The organism is Pseudomonas sp. AC211, from assembly GCF_979258055.1.
The window spans coordinates 126,098-146,640 of record NZ_OZ409830.1 but is presented as its reverse complement, the minus strand read 5'-3'; the positions used below and the strand labels follow the sequence as shown (position 1 = coordinate 146,640).

Here is a 20,543-nt window from a genome sequence, read left to right as displayed (position 1 = left end):
TTTCTTGTTCAAAATTATCGAGGCTAAGGCCCCTCCCAAAAAAAGCAGGCTCCTGTGGGAGAGGCTTCAGCCTCGATGTTTACGGCCAGTGTCAACGCACACTAAGCGGCGGATTGGTCAGCTTTTCCAACAGCCCAGCCTGCGCGCTGCGCGGGTTCTGGTTGCCGGTGGGGCTGGAGCGAACGTAACGCCCATCCGGTTGCAGCACCCAGCTATGGGTGTTGTCGGTCAGGTACGACTCCAGCTCTTTCTTCACCCGCGTAACCAACTTTTTCCCTTCCACCGGGAAGCAGGTTTCCACGCGCTTATCCAAGTTGCGCTCCATCCAGTCCGCGCTCGACAGGTAAATTTTCTCGTCGAAATCGTTGAGGAAGTAGAACACCCGCGTGTGCTCAAGGAAGCGGCCGATGATCGAGCGCACATGAATGTTGTGCGACACCCCAGCAATGCCCGGACGTAGGCAGCACATGCCGCGCACCACCAAATCGATACGCACGCCGGTCTGGCTGGCTTTGTACAACGCGCGAATGATCTTCGGATCGGTCAGCGAGTTGAATTTGGCAATGATGTGCGCCGGTTTGCCTTCAGCGGCCAGCGCGGTTTCGCGGGCGATCATGTCCAGTAAGGTTTTCTTCAGGGTGAACGGCGCATGCAGGAGCTTTTTCATGCGCAAGGTTTTACCCATGCCGATCAGCTGACTGAACAGTTTGGACACGTCTTCACACAGCGCATCGTCAGAGGTGATCAAGCTGTAGTCGGTGTACAAGCGGGCGTTACCGGCGTGGTAGTTACCGGTGCCCAAATGAGCGTAACGCACGATCTCGCCGGCTTCGCGGCGCAATATCAGCATCATTTTGGCGTGGGTTTTAAAGCCCACCACACCGTAAATCACTACCGCACCAGCGGCCTGTAACCGGCTGGCCAATTGCAGGTTGGATTCCTCGTCGAACCGCGCACGCAGCTCAATTACCGCCGTGACTTCCTTACCGTTGCGCGCGGCATCGACCAGCGCATCGACGATTTCCGAGTTGGCGCCGCTGCGGTACAGCGTCTGTTTGATAGCCAGCACGTGCGGGTCTTTGGCGGCTTGGCGCAGCACGTCGACCACCGGGGTAAACGATTCAAACGGGTGCAGCAGCAAAATGTCTTGCTTGCTGACCACGTTGAACAGGTTGTCGCTGTTTTGCAGCAGCTTGGGAATGACCGGCGTAAAGGGCGCGTATTGCAGCTCCGGGTGGCTGTCCAGACCGGTGATGCTGAACAACCGGGTCAGGTTGACCGGGCCGTTAACGCGGTACAGCTCGCTTTCGCTAAGGCTGAATTGTTTGAGCAGGTAGTCGGCCAGATGCGCCGGGCAGGTATCCGCCACTTCAAGGCGCACCGCGTCACCGTAGCGACGGGAAAACAGCTCGCCGCGCAGTGCGCGCGCCAGGTCTTCTACGTCTTCGGAATCGAGGGAAAGGTCGGCGTTTCGCGTCAGCCGGAACTGATAGCAGCCCTTCACTTTCATGCCTTGGAACAGGTCGTCCGCGTGGGCGTGAATCATCGACGACAGGAACACGTGGTTATCGCCAGGCCCGCCGACCTCTTCAGGCACCTTGATCACGCGCGGCAACAGGCGCGGTGCCGGAATAATCGCCAGACCGGAGTCGCGGCCGAAGGCATCGATACCTTCCAGCTCAACAATGAAGTTCAGGCTCTTGTTCACCAACAACGGGAACGGGTGCGTCGGGTCAAGGCCGATGGGCGTGATGATCGGCGCGATCTCGTCGCGGAAATAACGGCGCACCCACGCTTTGATTTTGGTCGTCCAGTAGCGGCGACGAATAAAGGTGATGTTGTGCTTGGCCAACTCGGGGAACAGCACGTCGTTAAGAATCGCGTACTGGCGGTGCACTTGGTCGTGCACCAGCGTGCTGATCTGCGAAAGCACTTGGTGCGGCTGCAAGCCATCGGCACCGGCTTGTTCGCGGGCGAAGGTGATTTGTTTCTTCAGCCCGGCCACGCGAATTTCGAAAAATTCGTCGAGATTGCTAGAGAAGATCAGCAGAAACTTCAGCCGCTCCAGCAACGGGTACGACTCATCCAGCGCCTGCTCCAGCACGCGGATATTGAACTGCAGCTGCGACAGCTCGCGATGGATATACAAGCTGCTGTCATCCAACCCTGGAATCGGCGGCGGCGCTGGTGCGGGCTCAGGAGCAGCGGCAATCGGCTCTTCGTGAGCCGGTTCGTGCGCTGGCTCAGCGACGGGCTTGTCAGTGGACGATTTGTCAGTGCCCGATTTATCGGCGCTGGCTTTTTCAGCTGCTGCCTTGGGCTCGGCCGCCTTTTCGGCACTGGCCTTGTCGACGCTGACTTTTTCAACGACCGCTTTTTCCGCCGCCTTGCCGCTCGCGGCCTTCTCGATCACTGCCTGTCCCGCAACGGCTGAGTCTTTCAGCTCATCCGCTTTGCTGAGTCCTTCGCTGTTCATTACGTATTCCCGAACGGGCTCACTGCCCTTGTTTTAATAGTTGCGCCGCACGCACGGCGAAGTAGGTCAGGATGCCATCAGCACCGGCACGTTTGAAGGCGGTGAGTGATTCCAGAATCACGGCCTCGCTGAGCCAGCCGTTCTGAATCGCGGCCATGTGCATCGCGTACTCGCCGCTGACCTGGTAGACAAAGGTGGGTACGCGGAATTCCGCCTTCACCCGGTAAAGAATATCGAGGTACGGCATGCCTGGTTTAACCATGACCATGTCGGCGCCTTCAGCCAGGTCGGCGGCCACCTCGTGCAGCGCTTCGTCGCTGTTGGCCGGGTCCATCTGGTAAGACGCCTTGTTGGCCTTACCCAGATTTAAGAGACGAGCCGACCGCATCGCGGAACGGGCCGTAGTAGGCGCTGGCGTACTTGGCCGAGTAGGCCATGATTCGCACGTTGGTGTGGTCGGCCAGCTCCAGCGCTTCACGGATCGCCTGAATGCGGCCATCCATCATGTCCGAGGGCGCAACGACCTGCGCGCCCGCGTCAGCGTGGGACAACGCCTGGCGCACCAGCGCATCGACGGTGATGTCGTTCTGCACGTAGCCATGCTCGTCGAGAATGCCGTCCTGGCCGTGGGTGGTGAACGGGTCGAGGGCGACGTCGGCGATCACGCCCAGCTCTGGAAATTTTTCGCGCAGCGCGCGAATGGCGCGCTGGGCGATACCGTCAGGGTTCCAGGCTTCACGGCCGTCGAGGGTTTTCTTCTCGGCAGGCGTCACCGGAAACAGCGCCACCGCTGGAATACCCAAGGCCACCCACTCTTCAGCTTCCTTGAGCAGCAAATCGATAGACAAGCGCGCCACGCCGGGCATCGAGCTGACTTCCTCGCGGGCGTTTTCGCCATCGAGCACAAACACCGGCAGAATCAGGTCATCAACGGTCAGCACATTTTCGCGCACCAGGCGGCGGGAAAAATCGTCGCGGCGATTACGGCGCAGGCGAGTGGCGGGAAACAAACGATTGGCGGGGGTAAAGCTCACGGCAGACTCCTGGGCCCGCACAGGCGGGCTAGCGTGACAGTTATAGGCGTCCATTATGACCAAAGAATGACACTTGCTGGCAGCTATGTGACCGCGCGCCGCAGCCGACGGCCATGAGCCTATGAATAGACTAAGGGCTTACGCGTCACGCTTTCCCCTGACGCGCCGTCAGGTTAGGCTGCGCGTTCATTTCGCCGTGCACGCTGACGATGCTCCAACAATTCCTGCAGGACTTCGGTTACCTCGCCTTATTTCTTGGCACCTTTTTCGAAGGCGAAACCATTCTGGTCTTGGCCGGCTTCCTCGCGTTCCGTGGCTACATGGACATCAACGCGGTGGTGGTCACAGCCTTCTTCGGCAGTTATGCCGGCGACCAACTCTGGTACTACCTGGGCCGCAAACATGGGCGCCGTTTACTGGCGCGCAAACCGCGACTGCAGAAAATGGGTGATAAAGCGCTGGGCTATATCCAACGTCATCCAGACCTCTGGGTGCTGAGCTTCCGCTTTGTGTACGGCATGCGCACGGTGATGCCGGTGGCGATCGGTTTGTCCGGCTACCCGCCGCTGCGCTACCTCATCCTCAACGGTATCGGCGCCATCGTCTGGGCCATGGCGCTGGGCTACGCCTCGTTCCATTTCGGCTCGGTGATGGAAAGCATTCTAGGCAACGTGAAGAAATACGAGCTGTGGGTGCTCGGTGCGCTGCTGCTGCTCGGTGCGGCGCTGTGGTTGCGCCGCTACCTCAAATCCCGCAAGGGCTGATTACGCCGCCACGGCGCGAGCCGGCCGACGACTTATCATCAGCAATGCCACAGCACTGACAGCGCTGTACCCCAACAGCACGCCCCAGCCCCATGCACTCATCGGCAGCAAACCCGCCTCCTCCGCCAGCCATAGAGCCGGCGCATTGAGCAGCAAGCGAAGCGCCTCCAGGCCCATCGCGTACGGACGGTTTTCCAGCCAGACACCCAGCACATACAAGCCAAACGCCATCCAGGTGCAACTGCCGAGCAGCACGCCCAGCGCCTGCGTCTCGCCATTCGCCAGCAAGAAGCTGCCCGCCGCGACATACCCGACAAATTGCAGCGCGACATACACCTGCTCGATTCGACGCAGCGGCACGTGGAATTTCTCGAAGCGGGCGAGATCCGCCTTAACCAGTGGATAGTTCGCCGCCACATCGGCCGGTCGCCAACCGGTGCGCATAAACCAGATGCGGCCTTTGTCCCACCACGACCCGGCCCTAACCGCGTCACGCCAGAGCACCGCATAGAACTGCAGATTGGCCCACAGCGGATTCCAGCTCGCCAGCGGCGTGGTCACGCCGAACACCACCGGTTCCTCATCCAATTCTTCCTGGAATGTGCCGAACAGACGGTCCCACACGATGAAAACGCCACCGTAGTTGCGGTCCATGTACACCGCGTTCTGAGCATGATGCACGCGATGGTTCGACGGCGAGATAAACACCCACTCGAACCAGCCAAGCTTGGGAACGTGCCGCGTGTGAACCCAAAATTGATACAGCAGATTCAGCGCGGCGACCGTCAGAAACACTACCGGTGGAATGCCCAACAACGCCATCGGCAGATAAAAGATCCAGCCGAAAATCCAGCCCGTACTGGTCTGCCGCAATGCGGTGGAAAGGTTGTATTCCTCGCTCTGGTGATGCACCGAGTGCGCCGCCCACAGCACGTTGCGCTCGTGACCCAAGCGGTGATTCCAGTAGTAGCAAAAATCGTAGAACACAAACGCGAACAACCACACCCACAGTTGCTGCGCCGACAGCTCCAGAAATCCCCAGTGTTGCCAGGCAAACGTATACGTCAGCAACCCCACCACTTTGGTGAGCAAGCCAACGGTCGTCGACAACACACCCGCGCTAAGACTGTTAATGGCATCGGCCAGGCGATAGGTGCGAACGCCGTGCCAACGATCAGCCAGCAGTTCAAGGGCAATCAGCAGAAAGAAAAAAGGCACTGCATAGAGGACGTAATTCATGACTCACCCGTCTTTATTGTTGTTCGGTCACTTACGCGACCAGGGGGTGATGCTAGCGCCGAGGCTCGTAGTACCTCGTACCGTCGGGTGACAACACGAGCGGCATTTGACGACAGACGCCTCTGAAACCGGTTGGCGCTCGGCAAAAATGACAATTTCATAACGCCGTTTCCGGCAAACTGCGGTCCAAACTTTTACCAGCCGGGCAGCGACGGCAGGTCGAGGGCGCCAAGCATTAACAGGCGCCCGGAACCGGCCGCTGCGCCACGGGCTAAGGGCCGCACGCTCGGCCCACCCATCGAGGAAGGGGAATCGCCATGCACAAAAAAGTCGCTGTAATTCTTTCTGGCTGCGGCGTCTACGACGGCGCGGAAATCTACGAAAGCGTGATTACCCTGCTGCGATTGGACCAGCGCGGCGTCGACGTTCAATGCTTCGCGCCCAACATCACTCAACACCATGTCATCAACCACCTGACCGGCGACGAAATGCCGGAAACACGCAACGTGCTGGTGGAAGCGGCCCGCATCGTGCGCGGCGAAATCAAAGACGTGCGCGAAGCCAGCGCCGATGAGTTCGATGCGCTGATCGTTCCTGGCGGCTTCGGCGCTGCGAAAAACCTTAGTGACTTCGCCGTCAATGGTGCGCAGCTGACCGTGCAGCCCGACGTGCTGGCCTTGGCGCAAGCCTTCGCCGCCGCGAACAAACCGGTCGGGCTGATCTGTATTGCACCGGCGATGGCCGCGAAAATCTTCGGCCCCGGCGTGGTCTGCACCATTGGCAACGATGCCGACACCGCAGCCGCGCTCACCACGATGGGCGCTCAGCATGAAGAATGCGCCGTTGATGACATCGTCGAAGACCCGCAGTACAAGCTCGTGACCACCCCCGCCTACATGCGCGCGCAATCGATAAGCGAGGCCGCATCGGGCATCAATAAGCTCGTAGACCGTGTGCTTGAACTCAGCAACAGCGAGGCCTGACACGGCGGCACTACGTTGCACCCTCTCTCTAAACGGCCAGGACGGCCCCCTGAAACAAGGACGTTTCGCTATGCAACCTTTCCACGCCCGTGGTTTTTCCCTGACCGAGCTGCTGATCATTCTTTGCCTGGTGGCAATCGTTAGCAGCCTGGCCTTGCCCAACCTCAATCAATATGTGCAGAACAACCGCCACGACAATCTGCGCCACAGCCTGCAAAGCCACCTGAAGACTACGCGAAGCGAAGCCATCAGCCTGATGCGCCGCGTTGATCTGTGCGGGTCCAGCACTGGCCAGCAATGCGATCACGCCTGGAACCAAGGCTGGTTGATCCGCGACGTAGCGACCGGCTCCACGCTCGCCTACACCCGCCAAGCCGAGCCCGCAAAAGGCGGCGGCCGCCTACGCTGGGCCGGAACGGGCGCCTCCAGCCAAACCATTCTGTATCAGGCCAACGGCACCACCGCCGCCAGCAACGGGCGCTTCATTCTGTGCGCTGGCGACGACACAGTGGTCTGGCAACTGGTCATCAACCGTCAGGGTCGCGTCCGCCATAACAGCGGTTTGGAAGCGGGTCAGAACGACGGCGCGCTGTGCCGCTGAATGCACCTTGGCTGCCCAAGACCTGAGCAATCGCTAAGAGGCTTCCTACGGAGGAAATGCAACCAGCCGGCATTTCCGCTCAGCCATTGGTAAACAATCGAGACGCCCGCCGGAGCTGACCAGCATCGGTGCAGCAAGGAGCTACACCTCGATTACCACTGGCACAGGGAGCGCCACGATGAACAGTCCATGGAAGGTTTCAGCAGCCACTCGCAACTCACCACCTCGCCTATCCCCACTTCTTGGGTTTAACGCATCAGGCTTCAGCCTGGTGGAAGTGCTGATAACCGCCTTACTGATCGGCATCGGCATGCTTGGCATGGCCGCCCTGCAAGGCCGAGCGATTGCCTACACCACCGAGACCGTCAAGCGCACCACGGCGGCCATGCTGGCCAACGACATGCTGGAACTGGTGCGCGCCACCCCTGACCACTGGACCCGCTACTTGCAAGCGGGCCTACCGCAACCGGGGAACGCCTCAGCGTGCCGCCCAACGCCGGCCCAACCGGCCGCGCAATTAGCATGTTGGCTAAACGAAGTGGCCACGCTCTTGCCCAGTTCCGCCGATTTGCCCAACGGCACCTCACATGTATGCCGCGCCCCAACTCCCGGCACATGCGCCGCGAGCAGCTCGGTCATCGAAGTGCAGGTGGCGTGGAAGGGCTCGCACGGTGAATGTCTGGGCGCCGAAACGTACTGCCACCACCGCATTCGCAGCCAATTGTAGGAGGTGCGCAGCATGAGAACAATGCAGCGCGGACTGTCCCTGGTTGAGCTGTTGGTAGCCCTGGCTATCGGCTCGTTTTTGATGCTCACCTCCGCCCAGGTCGTGATCGACAACAAACTCAGCTACCTCTTCCAACGGGCCCAGGCCGACAACCAGAACAACGCCCGTTTCACCATGCAATGGCTGGACGAGGCAACTGGCCAGAACCGGGTTCAAGCGTCGGCCGGAGCAGACCATGGCGGCGGCTTTCCCGGCACTCGATGAAGCAGGTTCCGGCGTGCCAGGCTGCGTATTCGCCGCCGGCCAGGTGGTCGTTTCGGTAAACGCCAAAACCCTGTGCATCCGCTATCAACCCAGCGACCGGCAGGAACTCGATTGCCTGGGCAATAGCCGGCCAGCCAACACGGCGAGCCTGGCCATTCCGTATGCCGAACCGGTGGAAGCGTATGTCGAGAAACTGTCCATCAATGCCACCCAGCAACTGATGTGCACCAGCAAAGACGGCACCGCCACGCTGATCGAAGGCATCACCGATGCTCGCTTTGATTTCGGTGTAGCAGCACCCGGCGCGCTCGACGTTCTGGCCTACACCGCCACGCCTGCGTCTAACGACTTGGTTCGCAGCATTCGCTACGCGGCGCTCATGAGCGCAGCAGTGCCCGGTGGCACGGCAGCCAGCAACGCTCTGGCCTGGCGCTATTGGTACGAAAAAGACTTCCCCGCAGCGCCCACACTGCGGCTTTACCAAGTGGTGAAAGGCACCGCCACCTTAATGAACGTCCTGCCATGAACCCCACCGACGAGCGAGGCAGCGTGCTGTTGATAACGCTGATTTTAATGGTGGTGGTTACCACGTTAGCGGTGTCCGGCGTTCACGATATCGCCATGGAAACACGCACCCTCACTCGCGATCTGGAGCAGCAGCGCTTGCTCAACGCCGCCGAAGCCGGGTTGCGCGAAGCCGAGCGCCACATTAACCAGGCACTCGGCCCCCTACCAACGTGCGGCACGCAGCCATGCTTGCAAGGAATTGCCAGTCATAACGGCGTAGATTTTTCAGCAGCCACTCCCTATCACGCGGCGCTGGGTCCGACACGCACCGGGGCCACTGCACGCTGGTATATCCGCCAAATACCTTCGGCTAGCCAGCAGCTGGCCGAAGTTTCGTATGGCGACGCCGCCAAGGCCGGCGGTACGTATTACTACGAAGTCAGCAGCCAGGCGTTTTTTGCGCACTTGGTATCGCCCAACCTGCCCCTTCATAACAACTGCGCGGTTGCGGCCATTTGTTTGCGTTCCGTCGTGGCGCGCACCTTTCTGGACGGCCGACCATGAGCACTTTTCATCTGCGATTTACCGCATGGGTACTTGCCGGGCTCAGCGGTCTGTTTGCCTCCAAAACCCTGGGCAACGGTGACGACTATTTCCGGAACCGGTTATGTATCCGTCCGCCCACGTCCACCAGCATGGTGACCTCGCTCGAACCCAGCGTCCGCTACTGGACGCACTTCAACCCTCTGAACTGGTCGGGCGAGCTGAGCAAAGAGCGGCTCGCCGCGGCGACGCCAGAGCACGACACTGTGGCGCGCCAGCGAACACGTGCCTCGGCCGCGCCGCCTACTACTCGCCGGCAGCCATGGACAATCTGGACTTAAAGACTTTCGTTGGTCAGCGCTTAATGAGGAGGAACGTGCGGTGCTAAATCGTGGCGCCGATGGCGAGCCCGACGGATACGGCGCCGCCCGCGTGGCGTTGCTGAGCGGCGAATCATGCGAGGGGCTGGACGGTTGCGCGCTGCTGCGTCCGGGTTTACCCGAACTTGGCGACATCATAAATTCAGTCCCGCTGTTGGTCGGCTCGCCTGATCGTGTAGCCAAGGTCATGGACACCTACGACGGATCGCTCGGCGCATATGCCGCGTTCAGGGCCACGCCGCGCCGAGCTCAGGTGTATGTGGGCGCGAATGACGGCCGGCTGCACGCATTCGATGCCGCGACGGGCGAAGAACGCTGGAGCGTTGTGCCCTCGGCGCTCTTGCCCAAGCTCGTAACACTGACGGCGGCCACCTACGGCAGCCACCACGGTGACCCCCACCGCTTCTTCGTTGACGGCCCATTACTTAGCCAGGACGTTTATTACGACGGCGCCTGGCACACCGTTCTGCTCGTTAGCTTTGGCGCCGGTGGACGCGGGTTGCTGGCGCTGGATGTCAGCGATCCGGACCAGCCTGCTCACCTGTGGGAATACACCGCCAGTAACGACCCGCACCTGGGCCATGTGTTGACCGCACCGACGATCGCCCGCCTGCATACCGGACAGTGGGCCGTCGTTCTGGGCAACGGGGTCGACGTGCCAACCGATACGGCTGCCCTGCTGCTGCTCGACATTCGCACTGGAGCGCTTATCCGCCGAATCGTCACACCCCGACCAGCGCCCGGTCTGGCCATGCCGCGAGTGGTCGACACCAATGGCGATGGCAACGCTGATTACGCGTACGCCGGAGATAACCTCGGCAACCTGTGGCGTTTCGACTTATTCGATACAAGCGTGGGCGGGCTGGACAAGCCTGCGCCGCCACACGCCGTCAGCCCCGACAATTTCCGCCTGGCGTTCGCCGGCACCCCGCTGTTCAGCGCACCGACACGTACGAGCGCCTCGGCTGCGCAGCCAATCACGATGGCGCCGTCCGTAGTCAGTCACCCTTCAGAGCAGGGTTACTTGATCCTGTTCGGCACAGGGCAAAACCACCTGAGTCCAGATGTCGACCAGCACAGCTTGTATGCCGTTTGGGACCGCCAAACCCAAGGTGAAAAAACCGCGGCTGCCGACGCTGTCCGTTTCGAGTCGCTTCAGGAACAGCAGATCAGCCCACCGCTGCGCTTAACCAACCATGCGGTGAGCTGGCAGCTTCCTGACGCTGCGACTGGTGACAAACACGGTTGGTATATCGACCTGCAACCTGGCACCGCAGGGGCCGGCAGCGAGCGCCTGACTGATCCGCCAGAGAAACACGGCGAGTTGCTGTTTGTGCGCACCCGCATCCCGTCCATCGCCCCCTGCCAGCGCGACGTCGAGCGCCGTCTTTATGCGATCAACTCAGGCACCGGCAGCGGCACGCTGTTCCCCGTATTTGACCTCAATCACGATGGCCGCGTAGACGAACAAGACACGCGAGAGGGTGACCTGCCCTCTGGTATCAACGTTGACGAAAACGTGCACATTGTTGTCGACCCTGGGACCGGCGCGCCGTGTGTGCTGGGTAATAACGGCTGTGCATCGATTTCGCTCGGCCCTCGCGCGAACGGACGGCAAAGCTGGAGGGTGATCACCGATGTCACACCGTGAACCAACCCTCGCACGACGTTTCGCCGGCTTTAGCCTGTTGGAGCTGATGGTGGTGCTGACCATCATGGGCCTGCTGTATACCTTCGCAATGCCGCAGTACCGCCAATACGTGCTGCGCACCAATCGCACCGAGGCGCAGGCTCTGCTGGTCGACACGGCTGCTCGTCAGGCCCGCTATTACGCGCAAAACCAGCTGTACGTCACCACCGTTGCGTCGCTGCGCGAGCTGCAATTGCCCCACACCGACGGCAACGTTGTGCTGAGCGCCAATGGGTTGTACCGCTTAATCGTCGAGCCGGGCGACGGCGGCTACCTGCTGCGGGCGGAACCGACTGGCGCGCAGCGAGCAGACACCGCCTGCGCCTCGCTGCTGCTCAATGGCGCCGGAGTCACCGGCGCGACGGGTAATGCGACACCGCAGGAATGCTGGAAGTAATGGCCAAAACGGCCCCACCACGGCGATAGCGGATGCCCGCTGCTTGCGGCACGCTAAGCCACACCCCTAAGAGCGAACCCGCCATGTCCGACTCGACATTCCAACTCACCCCGGAACTCAAGCAAGCCGTGCAGAGCTTCTTTGAGCGCATTCCGTTTAATCAAATGCTGGGGATACGTATCGACGATCTCTCGACCGAGCAGGTGTTGATGTCGTTACCGATGCAGCCGGCGCTGGTGGGCAACTTTGTTCACGGCATTCTTCATGGTGGTGTCATCTCGGCCCTGCTCGATGTTACGGGTGGCGCCATGGCCTTGATCGGCGCGTTTGAGCGGCATCAGAACCTGGGCACTGCCGAGCGTATGGATCGTTTGTCCAAGCTCGGCACCATCGATTTGCGCGTGGACTATCTGCGGCCGGGACGCGGTGAGCACTTCGTCGCCAAAGCCGTGCTCCTGCGCTCCGGCAACAAAGTCGCGGTGGTACGCTCAGAACTGCATGCCGACGATGGCACGCTGGTGGCGGTGGGTACCGGAACTTATCTGTGCGGTTAGCTGAGTCGAAAAGTGTTTACGTGCGCCTTGCCCGAACCGACCAAAAGCGTGGCGTCCACTCGTGCCGCCCTTTACGATGCCGAAAATGGCAATGCGCCACTATTGATGGCCGTGCCGCCTAATCTTGGTTGGAGCTTGTGATGCCCTTGCTGCACTTCCTCGCGGACATGCCGGCCAACCAGACGGTCCTCCTCGACTGCCGACACGATCCCAGCCTGGTGTTATTGGCCTATCTGGTCGCCAGCGCCGCCGGTTTCACTGCCCTGGCCATGGCCAATCGGGTCAGCAGCAGCCGTACCATGGGAGGACGCGAACTGTGGCGCTGGATCGGCGCCTTCGCTCTGGGCGGCGGTATCTGGTCGATGCACTTTATCGCCATGCTGTCCTTCAGCGCGCCGCTGCACATCGGCTACAACTTCCACATCACCCTGCTCTCGCTGCTCATCGCGGTCGCCGTGTCGTATGCGGTGATGTGGGTGATCAGCCGCAAACGGTTGGCGCCATGGCAGTACGTGGCCGCCGCCGTCACGGCGGGCGTCGGCATCGCCACCATGCACTACAGCGGCATGGCGGCCATTGAGTCTGCCGCCACGCTGTACTACGACCCCACGCTGTTTGCCGTGTCGATACTGATCGCCATCGGCGCTTCGCTCGCCGCCCTGGTGCTGGCGTTCTATTTTCGCGGCAAAACTGGCGAGCGCGCGCGCTGGCTGCGCATCCTTGCCAGTCTGGTGATGGGCGGCGCGATTGCCTCAATGCATTTCACCGGCATGGCCGCCATGACCCTGGCCGTGCCGTCAGACCTGTATGCCCACGTGCTGCGCCCCGTGGCGGAAACCGGCGAGCAAACGGTTTTGGCGGTGTCGATTGGCCTGATTGCGCTGATGATCATCGTCGCCGGCATCGGTGCCAGTTGGGCCGACCAGCGCCTGCGCGAACAGTACGCCAAGTTGCGCCAGGTGGCGCAGGAACTGAACGCCGTTACGCAGTACGACCCCCTGACCAACCTGTTCAATGGCCGTGCGTTCACCCAGTTGGCCAACCGCGCATTGGGCGCCGTAGAGCCACAGCAGCGTTGGGCACTGCTGTTTATTGATCTGGATAATTTCAAACGCATCAACGACAGCCTTGGCCACGCCACCGGCGACCATTTGCTGCAACTGGTTGTCCAGCGCATCCGCTCCGCGTTGGGCGGAGAGGATGTACTGGCGCGTTTTTCTGGTGACGAGTTTTGCGTGCTCGCCCGCGTTGAGCACGGCTACCAGGCTGAACAGTTAGCCAGCCGCATCGTCGACCAACTGCAAACGCCGTTCAGCCTGGCCTGCGGCCAGATTACCCAAACCGCCAGCATTGGCCTGAGCCTGTTCCCGCAGGACAGCGCCGACTACGACGCCCTGTTCAAACACGCCGGACTGGCCGTGGGCTATTGCAAGCAGAACGGGCGCAATCGCAGCCTGCGTTTTAACCCGGATCTAGAGCGCCGCGCCCACATGGACCTGACGCTGGAGCAGGACTTGCGTCGCGCGCTGAACGAAGACGGGCTTCACGTTCACTATCAGCCCATCGTCTCCAGCGAGACAGGGCAGGTGATGAGCCTCGAAGCACTGGCGCGCTGGAATCACCCGGAGCGCGGCGCTGTCAGCCCGGAGGTGTTCGCGCCGCTGGCCGAGCAGCATGGCTTTATCGTCGAACTGGATTTGTGGGTGGCCGAACGCGCTTGCCGCGATTTGATGGCGTTGCGCAAGGCTGGCTTCCCCGAGTTGCGCGTGGCGTTCAACTGCTCCGCCCTGAACCTGTCGAACCGGGCGCTGCCTGCCGCCATCGGGCACATTCTGGCGCGCACCGGACTGGATTCCTCCGGGTTAGTGATGGAAGTGACCGAGAATGCGCTGATGAATAACCTCAATACGGCGGTTGAAATTCTCGAAGAAATCCGCCGGCTCGGGGTGAAAATTTCCATCGACGACTTTGGCAGCGGCTATTCCTCGCTGGCCTACCTTCGCAAGTTGCCGGTTAACAGTTTGAAAGTGGATCGCTCGTTTATCCGTGAAATTCCGGCACAACCGAACGATATGGCAATTACCGCAGCGATTATCGCCATGGCCCACAAGCTCCAGTTGAAAGTAGTCGCCGAGGGCGTGGAGACCGAGGAGCAGTTGGACTTTCTACGCGCTAACGACTGCGATCTGATTCAGGGCTACCTGTTCAGCCGACCCCTGTCGCTGGAGGCGCTGCAGCTGTGGCTTACGCCGCCGCAAGCCTCGCCTCAGCTCAGTGCCTGACGACTCAGGCGCGTGAGAATGCGGTCCAGGCTGTTGGCGAATGCCTGCTTTTCGCGCTCGCCGTAAGGGCCTTGCCCGCCGCCGACTTGGCCTTGCTCACGCAGGTCGGTGAATAGATTCCGTACGGCCAAACGCTCGCCCATATTGCCGGCATCGAACTCGCGGCCTCGGGGGTCCAGCGCTGCCACGCCCTTTTTCACCAGGCGGTCGGCCAGCGGTACGTCGCTGCAAATAACCAGGTCACCCGGCGCCGCGTGTTCGACCAGGTAGTCGTCGGCCGCATCCGGGCCGCTGGGCACCACGATCAGCCGCACGCAGGCAAACGCCGGCTTGGTCTGGCTTTGGCCTGCAACCATCAGCACCTCGAACTGGCGTTTCAAGGCGAACTTGACCACCTGATCTTTGGCCGCTTTGGGACACGCATCGGCATCGATCCATACGCGCATACAACACTCCTGCCATTCGAAAACGAAAACGGGCGAGCAGTGTGACACTGCTCGCCCGTTCGCTAACCGCTGCGTTTAGCTGGCGCTAGCCGCCTGCTCACGCTGGCGCGCCGTGACGAAACTGCGGCCATAGAGCAAGGCGATGGCGATAAGAGCAATCGCCTGCGCCGACAACGAGTAAAGATCGGCATGAATACCCAGCCACTCGAATTCGATAAATGGAACCGGGTGCGTGCCGAACACGCCGGCTTCTTGTAGCGCTTTTACGCCGTGGCCAGCGAACACTACCGACAGCGCGCAAAGCAACGCGGCGTTGATGCCGAAGAACACGCCCAGCGGCAGACGCGCCGAACCGCGCAAAATCACCCAGGCCAGGCCGACCAACAGCACACACGCCGTGGCGCCACCGGCCAACACCGCCGTGTGCCCGGCTGGACCGGCCTGCAGCCAGAGGGTTTCGTAGAACAGGATGACTTCGAACAGCTCGCGGTACACCGAGAAGAACGCCAGGATGGCAAAGCCGAAACGCCCGCCGCCGCCCACCAGGCTGCTCTTGATGTAATCCTGCCAGGCAGCAGCGTGACGACGGTCGTGCATCCACACGCCCAGCCACAACACCATCACGGCGGCGAACAACGCCGTGCAGCCTTCAAGCAATTCACGCTGTGCGCCGCTGACGTCGAACAGATAAGCCGCCGCCGCCCAGGTGAACACGCCGGCCAACATCGCCAAGCCCCAACCAATGTGCACGCTACGCTCGGCCGATTGCTGACCGGTGTTGCGCAGGAACGCGAGGATGGCAGCCAGCACCAGAATCGCTTCCAGGCCTTCGCGCAGCAGAATCAACAGCGCCGAGATAAAGCTCAGCGACTGGCTCAAGCCATCGCTGCCCAACAGCTTGGCCGACTCCTGCAGTTTGGTTTTGGCGAACTCGAGCTTCTGTGCAGCCTGGGGCAGTGGAAGGCCATCTTGCAGCGATTGCCGATAGGCCATGAGCGCTTTTTCGGTGTCTTTGCGCACTTGCGCGTCGACGTTGTCGAGCGAGCTTTCTACCAGCTCGAAACCTTCCAAATAGGCAGCCACCGACAGGTCGTAAGCCTGGTCGTGATCACCGGCGCCGTAGGCGGCGAGACTCTTGTCCAGGGTGACGCTGGTGTAGTCGAGCAGTTGCTGCGGACCACGTTGCACCACCGGAGGCTGTGCGCGCTGACTGCGGAACAAAGCAGCCGCCGGTTCGCCTTGGCTGGCAGCGATCTCGTCGGGGGTCTGGCGAGCCAGTTCGGCGAGGTCGAAGGTTTTCCCTTTCGCGCCGTCGGCAGCCGGGGCTGTTTTCGCCGCGCTGAAGCTTGCGATGTACACAGCCAAGTCCCAACGCTGGCGCTCATCCAACTGGTCAGCAAAGGCCGGCATGTCGGTGCCTTCGATGCCCAGGGTGGTGGCGCTGTAAAGGTCGTACAGGCTGAGGCGACCGAGGCGTTTGGCATCCGTCAGGTTTGACGGCGCAGGCTCCAGGCCGATGCCGGCGGGGCCATCACCCAGCCCGGCATCACCGTGGCAGACCGCACATTGCTGCGCGTAAATGGGTGCGCCGCGGGTGGGGTCCGGCGTGATCACCGGTGCCTGGCTAACTTCGTAAGCCGCTGCCACCTGGGCGCTGAGCTGACGCGCCTGACGGCTCACCGTGGCGGGTTCTTGCTGCTTGGCCATGGCGTCGTGCAGGGCTTGTGCGCCTTGCTCGATGTCACCGCGCTGCGGGCGCGCCGGCAGGGCGACGATCAAGCCTTGCAGCGTGCTCAGGGCATCAAGTTGTTTTTGGTAGCCGTCGGCGTTGATGACCTGTCCAGCATTCACCGAATCGGCATAGTCGGCGCTGATGTAATCCAGCAAATGTATGGCTTGGGCGGTTCCTTCCACCGGGTCAGCGAATGCGTTCAGGCTCAAAAGAGACAACAGCGAGAGGAGGCATAACAACACGCGGGAAGAGGTAAACATGATTCCATCCCAAATAAGAATGGCTGACATTGTTACCTTCCTATCGTTCTCACTCAAGCCTTGTAACAAAGCTTTTCGTAATCGCGGTGATTAGGAATTTGCGGAATTCGAGTACGTAGAAGCGAAAAGGGCGCGATCCGCTTGAAACGCGCCTGCAAAAAGCATAAGACAGCCTTAGCTCACCGCTCGGCGGACGCTAGCTAGCAACCCAGCCGCGCCAATGAACAGCGCACCGAACGTGCGGTTCATCACCCGCTGCTGACGTGGCGTGCGCAGCAAGCGCAGCACGCGAGACGCCAAGCCGGTGTAGCCCGCCATGACAATCAGGTCGACCGTAATCATGGTCGCGCCCATGGTCAGGTACTGCATCAGCTGCGGGGCTTTGGGGTCGATGAATTGCGGCAGCACCGCCAGCATGAACACGACGGCCTTGGGGTTGCTGACGTTCACCAGAAACCCGCGCAGCACCAACGTCAATGGGCGACCAGAAGGACGCACCGCCGCTTCATCCGCCAGGTCGCTTGGCAGCGCGCGCCACTGTTTGATTCCCAGGTACACCAGGTAAATCACGCCGAACCATTTGATCAGGCTAAAGGCCAATTCCGATGCCGAGAGAATCGCACCGACGCCCGCAGCGACAATAGCAATTTGCACGGCCAGGCCAAGCTGCAAGCCCAAAGCGTTCCAGTAGCCGCGCCAAAACCCGTATTGCAGGCCGGCCGACATCGAGGCGATTGCGCCTGCGCCAGGGGAAAGACTGATTAACCAACAGGCCACGAAAAACGCCAACCAGGTTTCGAGCAACATGGCTGCGAACCTCAGAGATAGGGGGGCGCTTACGGTAACGCGCTGTGTGATGACTGACTAGCACAGTCACCACACAGTTGAGGAAGCACAGCGCCGTTTAGGCGTCCGGGCTGTTCTTGCGCAGTTGCACGGCGTCAACATTCTTGCTGGCCGCCCGAGCCCGGGCGGTGCGCATTTTGATGTTGATGGCTTCTACCGCCAGCGAGAACGCCATGGCGAAGTAGACGTAGCCTTTTGGTACATGCACTTCGAAGGCTTCGGCGATCAGCACGGTGCCGACCACGATCAGGAACGACAGCGCGAGCATCTTCAGCGAAGGGTGCTTGTCGATGTATTCGCTGATGGTGCTGGCGGCCAGCATCATGACGCCCACGGAAATCACGATGGCCGCGATCATCACTGGTACATGCTGCACCAGGCCGACGGCGGTGATTACCGAGTCGAGGGAGAAGATGATGTCGATGATGGCGATCTGCGTGATGATCCCCATAAAGCCGTACACCTTGCCGCCGGCTTTGGCCTCTTCTTCAGCGCCTTCAAGGCCGTGATAAATCTCGGCGGTGCTTTTGAACAGCAGGAACAGACCACCAAAGAACAGAATCAGGTCACGCCCGGAAATGCCTTGCTCGAACACGGTGAACAGATCCGTGGTCAGGCGCATCACCCAGGTGATCGAAAGCAGCAACAGAATTCGGGTGCCCATGGCCAGGGCCAGGCCGAAGAAGCGTGCTTTGGGTTGTTGCTCGATCGGCAGTCGGCTGACCAAAATCGAGATGAAGATGATGTTGTCGATGCCAAGGACGATTTCCAAAGCGGTCAAGGTCAGAAACGCGACCCAGATCTCTGGACTCATTAGCCATTCCATAGTGTTGCCTCAAAAGGGGTAAGTGGTGGTCCGTCAGGTTCTTTGCTTTCAGTCGACTTGGGCCAGTTGTTGCTCGAGGCTTTCCAGGTGTTCCAGCGCCAGCATCCAAGCCTCTTCCAGCTCGCCTTCACGGACCTTCATTTTGGCTTGTTCGGCAAGAAGATCGCGCAATTCGTCTTTACGCGATGTTTCATAAATCGCCGCATCACCGAGTCGCTCTTGAACCTTAGCGAGCTTTTCGTGCAGCAGCCCCAGCTCTTTTTCCAGCTTTTCTGCTTCACGCTTGTGCGGCGCCAGTTGCTGACGCAACGCAGCAGCGGCTTGGCGTTGGGCGCGCTTGTCGGTCTTGTCACCGGCCGGCGCGCTGCTGCTGACGGGCGCCTGGCGCGCACGGTAGTCGACGAGCCAACGCGCGTAATCTTCTAGATCGCCATCGAACTCCTGAATGCGCCCTTCGGCGACCAGCAGGAATTCATCGGTGGTGCTCTTGAGCAAGTGGCGATCGTGAGACACCACCACCACGGCGCCCTCGAACTCTTGCAAGGCCATGGTCAAGGCCAGGCGCATTTCCAGATCGAGGTGGTTGGTGGGTTCGTCGAGTAGCAGCAGGTTAGGCTTTTCCCAGGCGATCAGCGCCAAGGCCAAGCGTGCTTTTTCGCCGCCTGAGAAATTCACTACCGGTTCGTCGCAGCGCGGGCCACGGAAGTCGAAGCCGCCGAGGAAATCGCGCAGCGTTTGCTCACGCTCAGTCGGTGCCAGGCGTTGCAGGTGCAACAGCGGGCTGGCTTTGTTGTCCAGCGAGTCCAACTGGTGCTGGGCGAAGTAGCCAACCACCAGGTTCTCGCCCCGCACAAGCCGCCCACCAATCACCGGCAATTCGCCGACCAGGGTTTTAATCAACGTCGACTTGCCCGCACCGTTTGGCCCGAGCAAACCAATGCGCGCGCCCGGCACTAGACCGAGTTTTACTTTTTCCAGCACTACCTTGTCGCCATAGCCCAGGCGGCCATCGGAGAGGTTAAGCAGCGGGCTGGAAATTTTGTCGGCCTCACGGAAGGTGAAGTCGAACGGCGAGTCGACATGGGCAGCCGACAGCTCCTCCATGCGCTCCAACGCTTTGATTCGGCTCTGTGCCTGACGCGCTTTGGTCGCCTGCGCTTTGAAGCGGGCGATGTACTTTTCCATGTGCGCGCGCTGCGCCTGCTGCTTCTCATACGCCTGTTGCTGCTGCGCCAGACGCTCAGCCCGGGCACGCTCGAACGCGGTATAGCCGCCGCGATACAGCACAAGTTTGCGCTGATCGACATGGGCAACGTGATCGACCACAGCGTCGAGGAAGTCGCGGTCGTGGGAAATCAGCAGCAGCGTGCCGGGATAACTCTTCAGCCACTCTTCAAGCCAGAGAATGGCGTCGAGGTCCAAGTGGTTGGTGGGCTCGTCGAGCAAAAGCAAATCGGACGGACACATCAGCGCCTGGGCGAGGTTCAAGCGCATACGCCAGCCGCCGGAAAAACTGCCGACCGGGCGATCCATCTGTTCATTGCTAAAGCCTAAGCCTGCGAGCAATTTGCGCGCGCGGGCATCGGCGGTGTAGCCGTCGGCAGCGTCCAGCTCGGCGTGCAGCCGCGCCTGCGCAGCGCCATCATGCGAGGCTTCGGCGGCGGCCAGGTCGGTTTGTACCTGGCGCAAACGCACATCGCCATCAAGCACATAGTCCACGGCGATGCGCTCAAGGGTATCGACCTCTTGGCGCATGTGCGCGATGCGCCAATCGGCAGGTAGGAAGCAGTCGCCGGAATCGGGCGTCAACTCGCCGCGCAGCAAGGCGAACAGGCTGGATTTGCCGGCGCCGTTGGCACCGATTAAGCCGGCTTTGTGGCCGGCGTGCAGCGTGAGCTCGGCGTCTTCTAACAAACGCTGCGGGCCACGCTGTAAAGTGAGGTTTTGTAGTCGAATCATAATGGCGGCGGAGTCTACCAGCTTCGTTCGCAC

Annotated in this window: 19 protein-coding genes and 1 pseudogene; 12 read left to right on the top strand and 8 right to left on the bottom strand. The window is 60.8% G+C overall.

Annotated elements, in window-relative coordinates; all coding sequences use genetic code 11:
• Window positions 1–91: 91 nt before the first annotated feature.
• A complete protein-coding gene (gene ppk1, locus ACZZZP_RS00700) occupies window positions 92–2,476 on the bottom strand; it encodes a polyphosphate kinase 1 (protein ID WP_463384538.1) in 2,385 nt (794 codons plus the stop codon).
• 19 nt (window positions 2,477–2,495) lie between these two features.
• Window positions 2,496–3,564 (bottom strand): annotated as a pseudogene (gene hemB, locus ACZZZP_RS00695) (porphobilinogen synthase).
• Between the two features lie 155 nt (window positions 3,565–3,719).
• On the opposite strand from hemB, the gene ACZZZP_RS00690 reads away from it, so the two are divergent.
• Window positions 3,720–4,274 carry a DedA family protein gene (locus tag ACZZZP_RS00690; RefSeq protein ID WP_122497447.1) on the top strand — a complete coding sequence of 185 codons (555 nt, stop codon included), beginning with the start codon at window positions 3,720–3,722 and terminating at the stop codon, window positions 4,272–4,274.
• Here ACZZZP_RS00690 and ACZZZP_RS00685 read toward each other — a convergent pair whose 3' ends face one another.
• Window positions 4,275–5,513: a sterol desaturase family protein gene (locus ACZZZP_RS00685; protein WP_463384536.1), complete on the bottom strand. Its 1,239-nt coding sequence runs from the start codon at window positions 5,511–5,513 to the stop codon at window positions 4,275–4,277.
• 317 nt (window positions 5,514–5,830) lie between these two features.
• Between ACZZZP_RS00685 and elbB the strand changes: the two genes are divergently transcribed.
• The 11 genes from elbB to ACZZZP_RS00630 all read left to right on the top strand — a co-directional run bounded on the left by elbB (window position 5,831) and on the right by ACZZZP_RS00630 (window position 14,441).
• Entirely contained in the window at window positions 5,831–6,496 is a 666-nt protein-coding gene (elbB, locus tag ACZZZP_RS00680) for an isoprenoid biosynthesis glyoxalase ElbB (RefSeq protein WP_122497451.1), read from the top strand.
• Window positions 6,497–6,566: 70 nt separating this feature from the next.
• The gene (locus tag ACZZZP_RS00675; protein WP_463384535.1) at window positions 6,567–7,097 is read left to right on the top strand and encodes a GspH/FimT family pseudopilin; all 531 of its coding nucleotides are present in this window, start codon (window positions 6,567–6,569) and stop codon (window positions 7,095–7,097) included.
• A 178-nt stretch (window positions 7,098–7,275) separates the two neighbouring features.
• A complete protein-coding gene (gene pilV, locus ACZZZP_RS00670) occupies window positions 7,276–7,824 on the top strand; it encodes a type IV pilus modification protein PilV (RefSeq protein ID WP_463536192.1) in 549 nt (182 codons plus the stop codon).
• Between the two features lie 12 nt (window positions 7,825–7,836).
• Entirely contained in the window at window positions 7,837–8,088 is a 252-nt protein-coding gene (locus tag ACZZZP_RS00665) for a PilW family protein (protein WP_463536191.1), read from the top strand.
• Window positions 8,060–8,614 (top strand): hypothetical protein, encoded by a 555-nt coding sequence (locus ACZZZP_RS00660; protein WP_463536190.1) that lies wholly within the window; start codon window positions 8,060–8,062, stop codon window positions 8,612–8,614. The genes ACZZZP_RS00665 and ACZZZP_RS00660 overlap by 29 nt, the downstream gene beginning before the upstream one ends.
• The gene (locus ACZZZP_RS00655; RefSeq protein ID WP_122497458.1) at window positions 8,611–9,159 is read left to right on the top strand and encodes a hypothetical protein; all 549 of its coding nucleotides are present in this window, start codon (window positions 8,611–8,613) and stop codon (window positions 9,157–9,159) included. The genes ACZZZP_RS00660 and ACZZZP_RS00655 overlap by 4 nt, the downstream gene beginning before the upstream one ends.
• Complete coding sequence (locus tag ACZZZP_RS00650; protein WP_463536189.1) at window positions 9,156–9,479, top strand: hypothetical protein; 324 nt, start codon at window positions 9,156–9,158, stop codon at window positions 9,477–9,479. The genes ACZZZP_RS00655 and ACZZZP_RS00650 overlap by 4 nt, the downstream gene beginning before the upstream one ends.
• A gap of 40 nt (window positions 9,480–9,519) precedes the next feature.
• On the top strand, window positions 9,520–11,169 hold the full coding sequence (locus ACZZZP_RS00645; RefSeq protein WP_463536188.1) for a pilus assembly protein: 1,650 nt from the start codon (window positions 9,520–9,522) through the stop codon (window positions 11,167–11,169).
• The gene (locus ACZZZP_RS00640; RefSeq protein WP_463384531.1) at window positions 11,156–11,605 is read left to right on the top strand and encodes a type IV pilin protein; all 450 of its coding nucleotides are present in this window, start codon (window positions 11,156–11,158) and stop codon (window positions 11,603–11,605) included. Before ACZZZP_RS00645 ends, ACZZZP_RS00640 begins: the two co-directional genes overlap by 14 nt.
• Window positions 11,606–11,688: 83 nt before the next feature.
• A complete protein-coding gene (locus tag ACZZZP_RS00635) occupies window positions 11,689–12,159 on the top strand; it encodes a thioesterase family protein (protein ID WP_463384530.1) in 471 nt (156 codons plus the stop codon).
• Between the two features lie 140 nt (window positions 12,160–12,299).
• Entirely contained in the window at window positions 12,300–14,441 is a 2,142-nt protein-coding gene (locus tag ACZZZP_RS00630; RefSeq protein ID WP_463536187.1) for a putative bifunctional diguanylate cyclase/phosphodiesterase, read from the top strand.
• Here the strand turns inward: ACZZZP_RS00630 and ACZZZP_RS00625 are convergent.
• The 5 genes from ACZZZP_RS00625 to ACZZZP_RS00605 form a co-directional block, all read right to left on the bottom strand.
• Window positions 14,426–14,887, bottom strand: a complete 462-nt coding sequence (locus ACZZZP_RS00625; protein ID WP_463536186.1) for a YaiI/YqxD family protein — start codon at window positions 14,885–14,887, stop codon at window positions 14,426–14,428. The two genes, ACZZZP_RS00630 and ACZZZP_RS00625, sit on opposite strands and share 16 nt — an antisense overlap.
• Window positions 14,888–14,962: 75 nt before the next feature.
• Complete coding sequence (locus tag ACZZZP_RS00620; protein ID WP_463384528.1) at window positions 14,963–16,879, bottom strand: FTR1 family protein; 1,917 nt, start codon at window positions 16,877–16,879, stop codon at window positions 14,963–14,965.
• Between the two features lie 174 nt (window positions 16,880–17,053).
• A complete protein-coding gene (rhtB, locus tag ACZZZP_RS00615; RefSeq protein ID WP_122497471.1) occupies window positions 17,054–17,686 on the bottom strand; it encodes a homoserine/homoserine lactone efflux protein in 633 nt (210 codons plus the stop codon).
• A 97-nt stretch (window positions 17,687–17,783) separates the two neighbouring features.
• Window positions 17,784–18,551: a TerC family protein gene (locus tag ACZZZP_RS00610; protein ID WP_122497473.1), complete on the bottom strand. Its 768-nt coding sequence runs from the start codon at window positions 18,549–18,551 to the stop codon at window positions 17,784–17,786.
• A gap of 48 nt (window positions 18,552–18,599) precedes the next feature.
• Window positions 18,600–20,510, bottom strand: coding sequence for an ATP-binding cassette domain-containing protein (locus ACZZZP_RS00605; RefSeq protein ID WP_463384527.1), 1,911 nt, complete (start codon window positions 20,508–20,510; stop codon window positions 18,600–18,602).
• Between the last annotated feature and the right edge of the window lie 33 nt (window positions 20,511–20,543).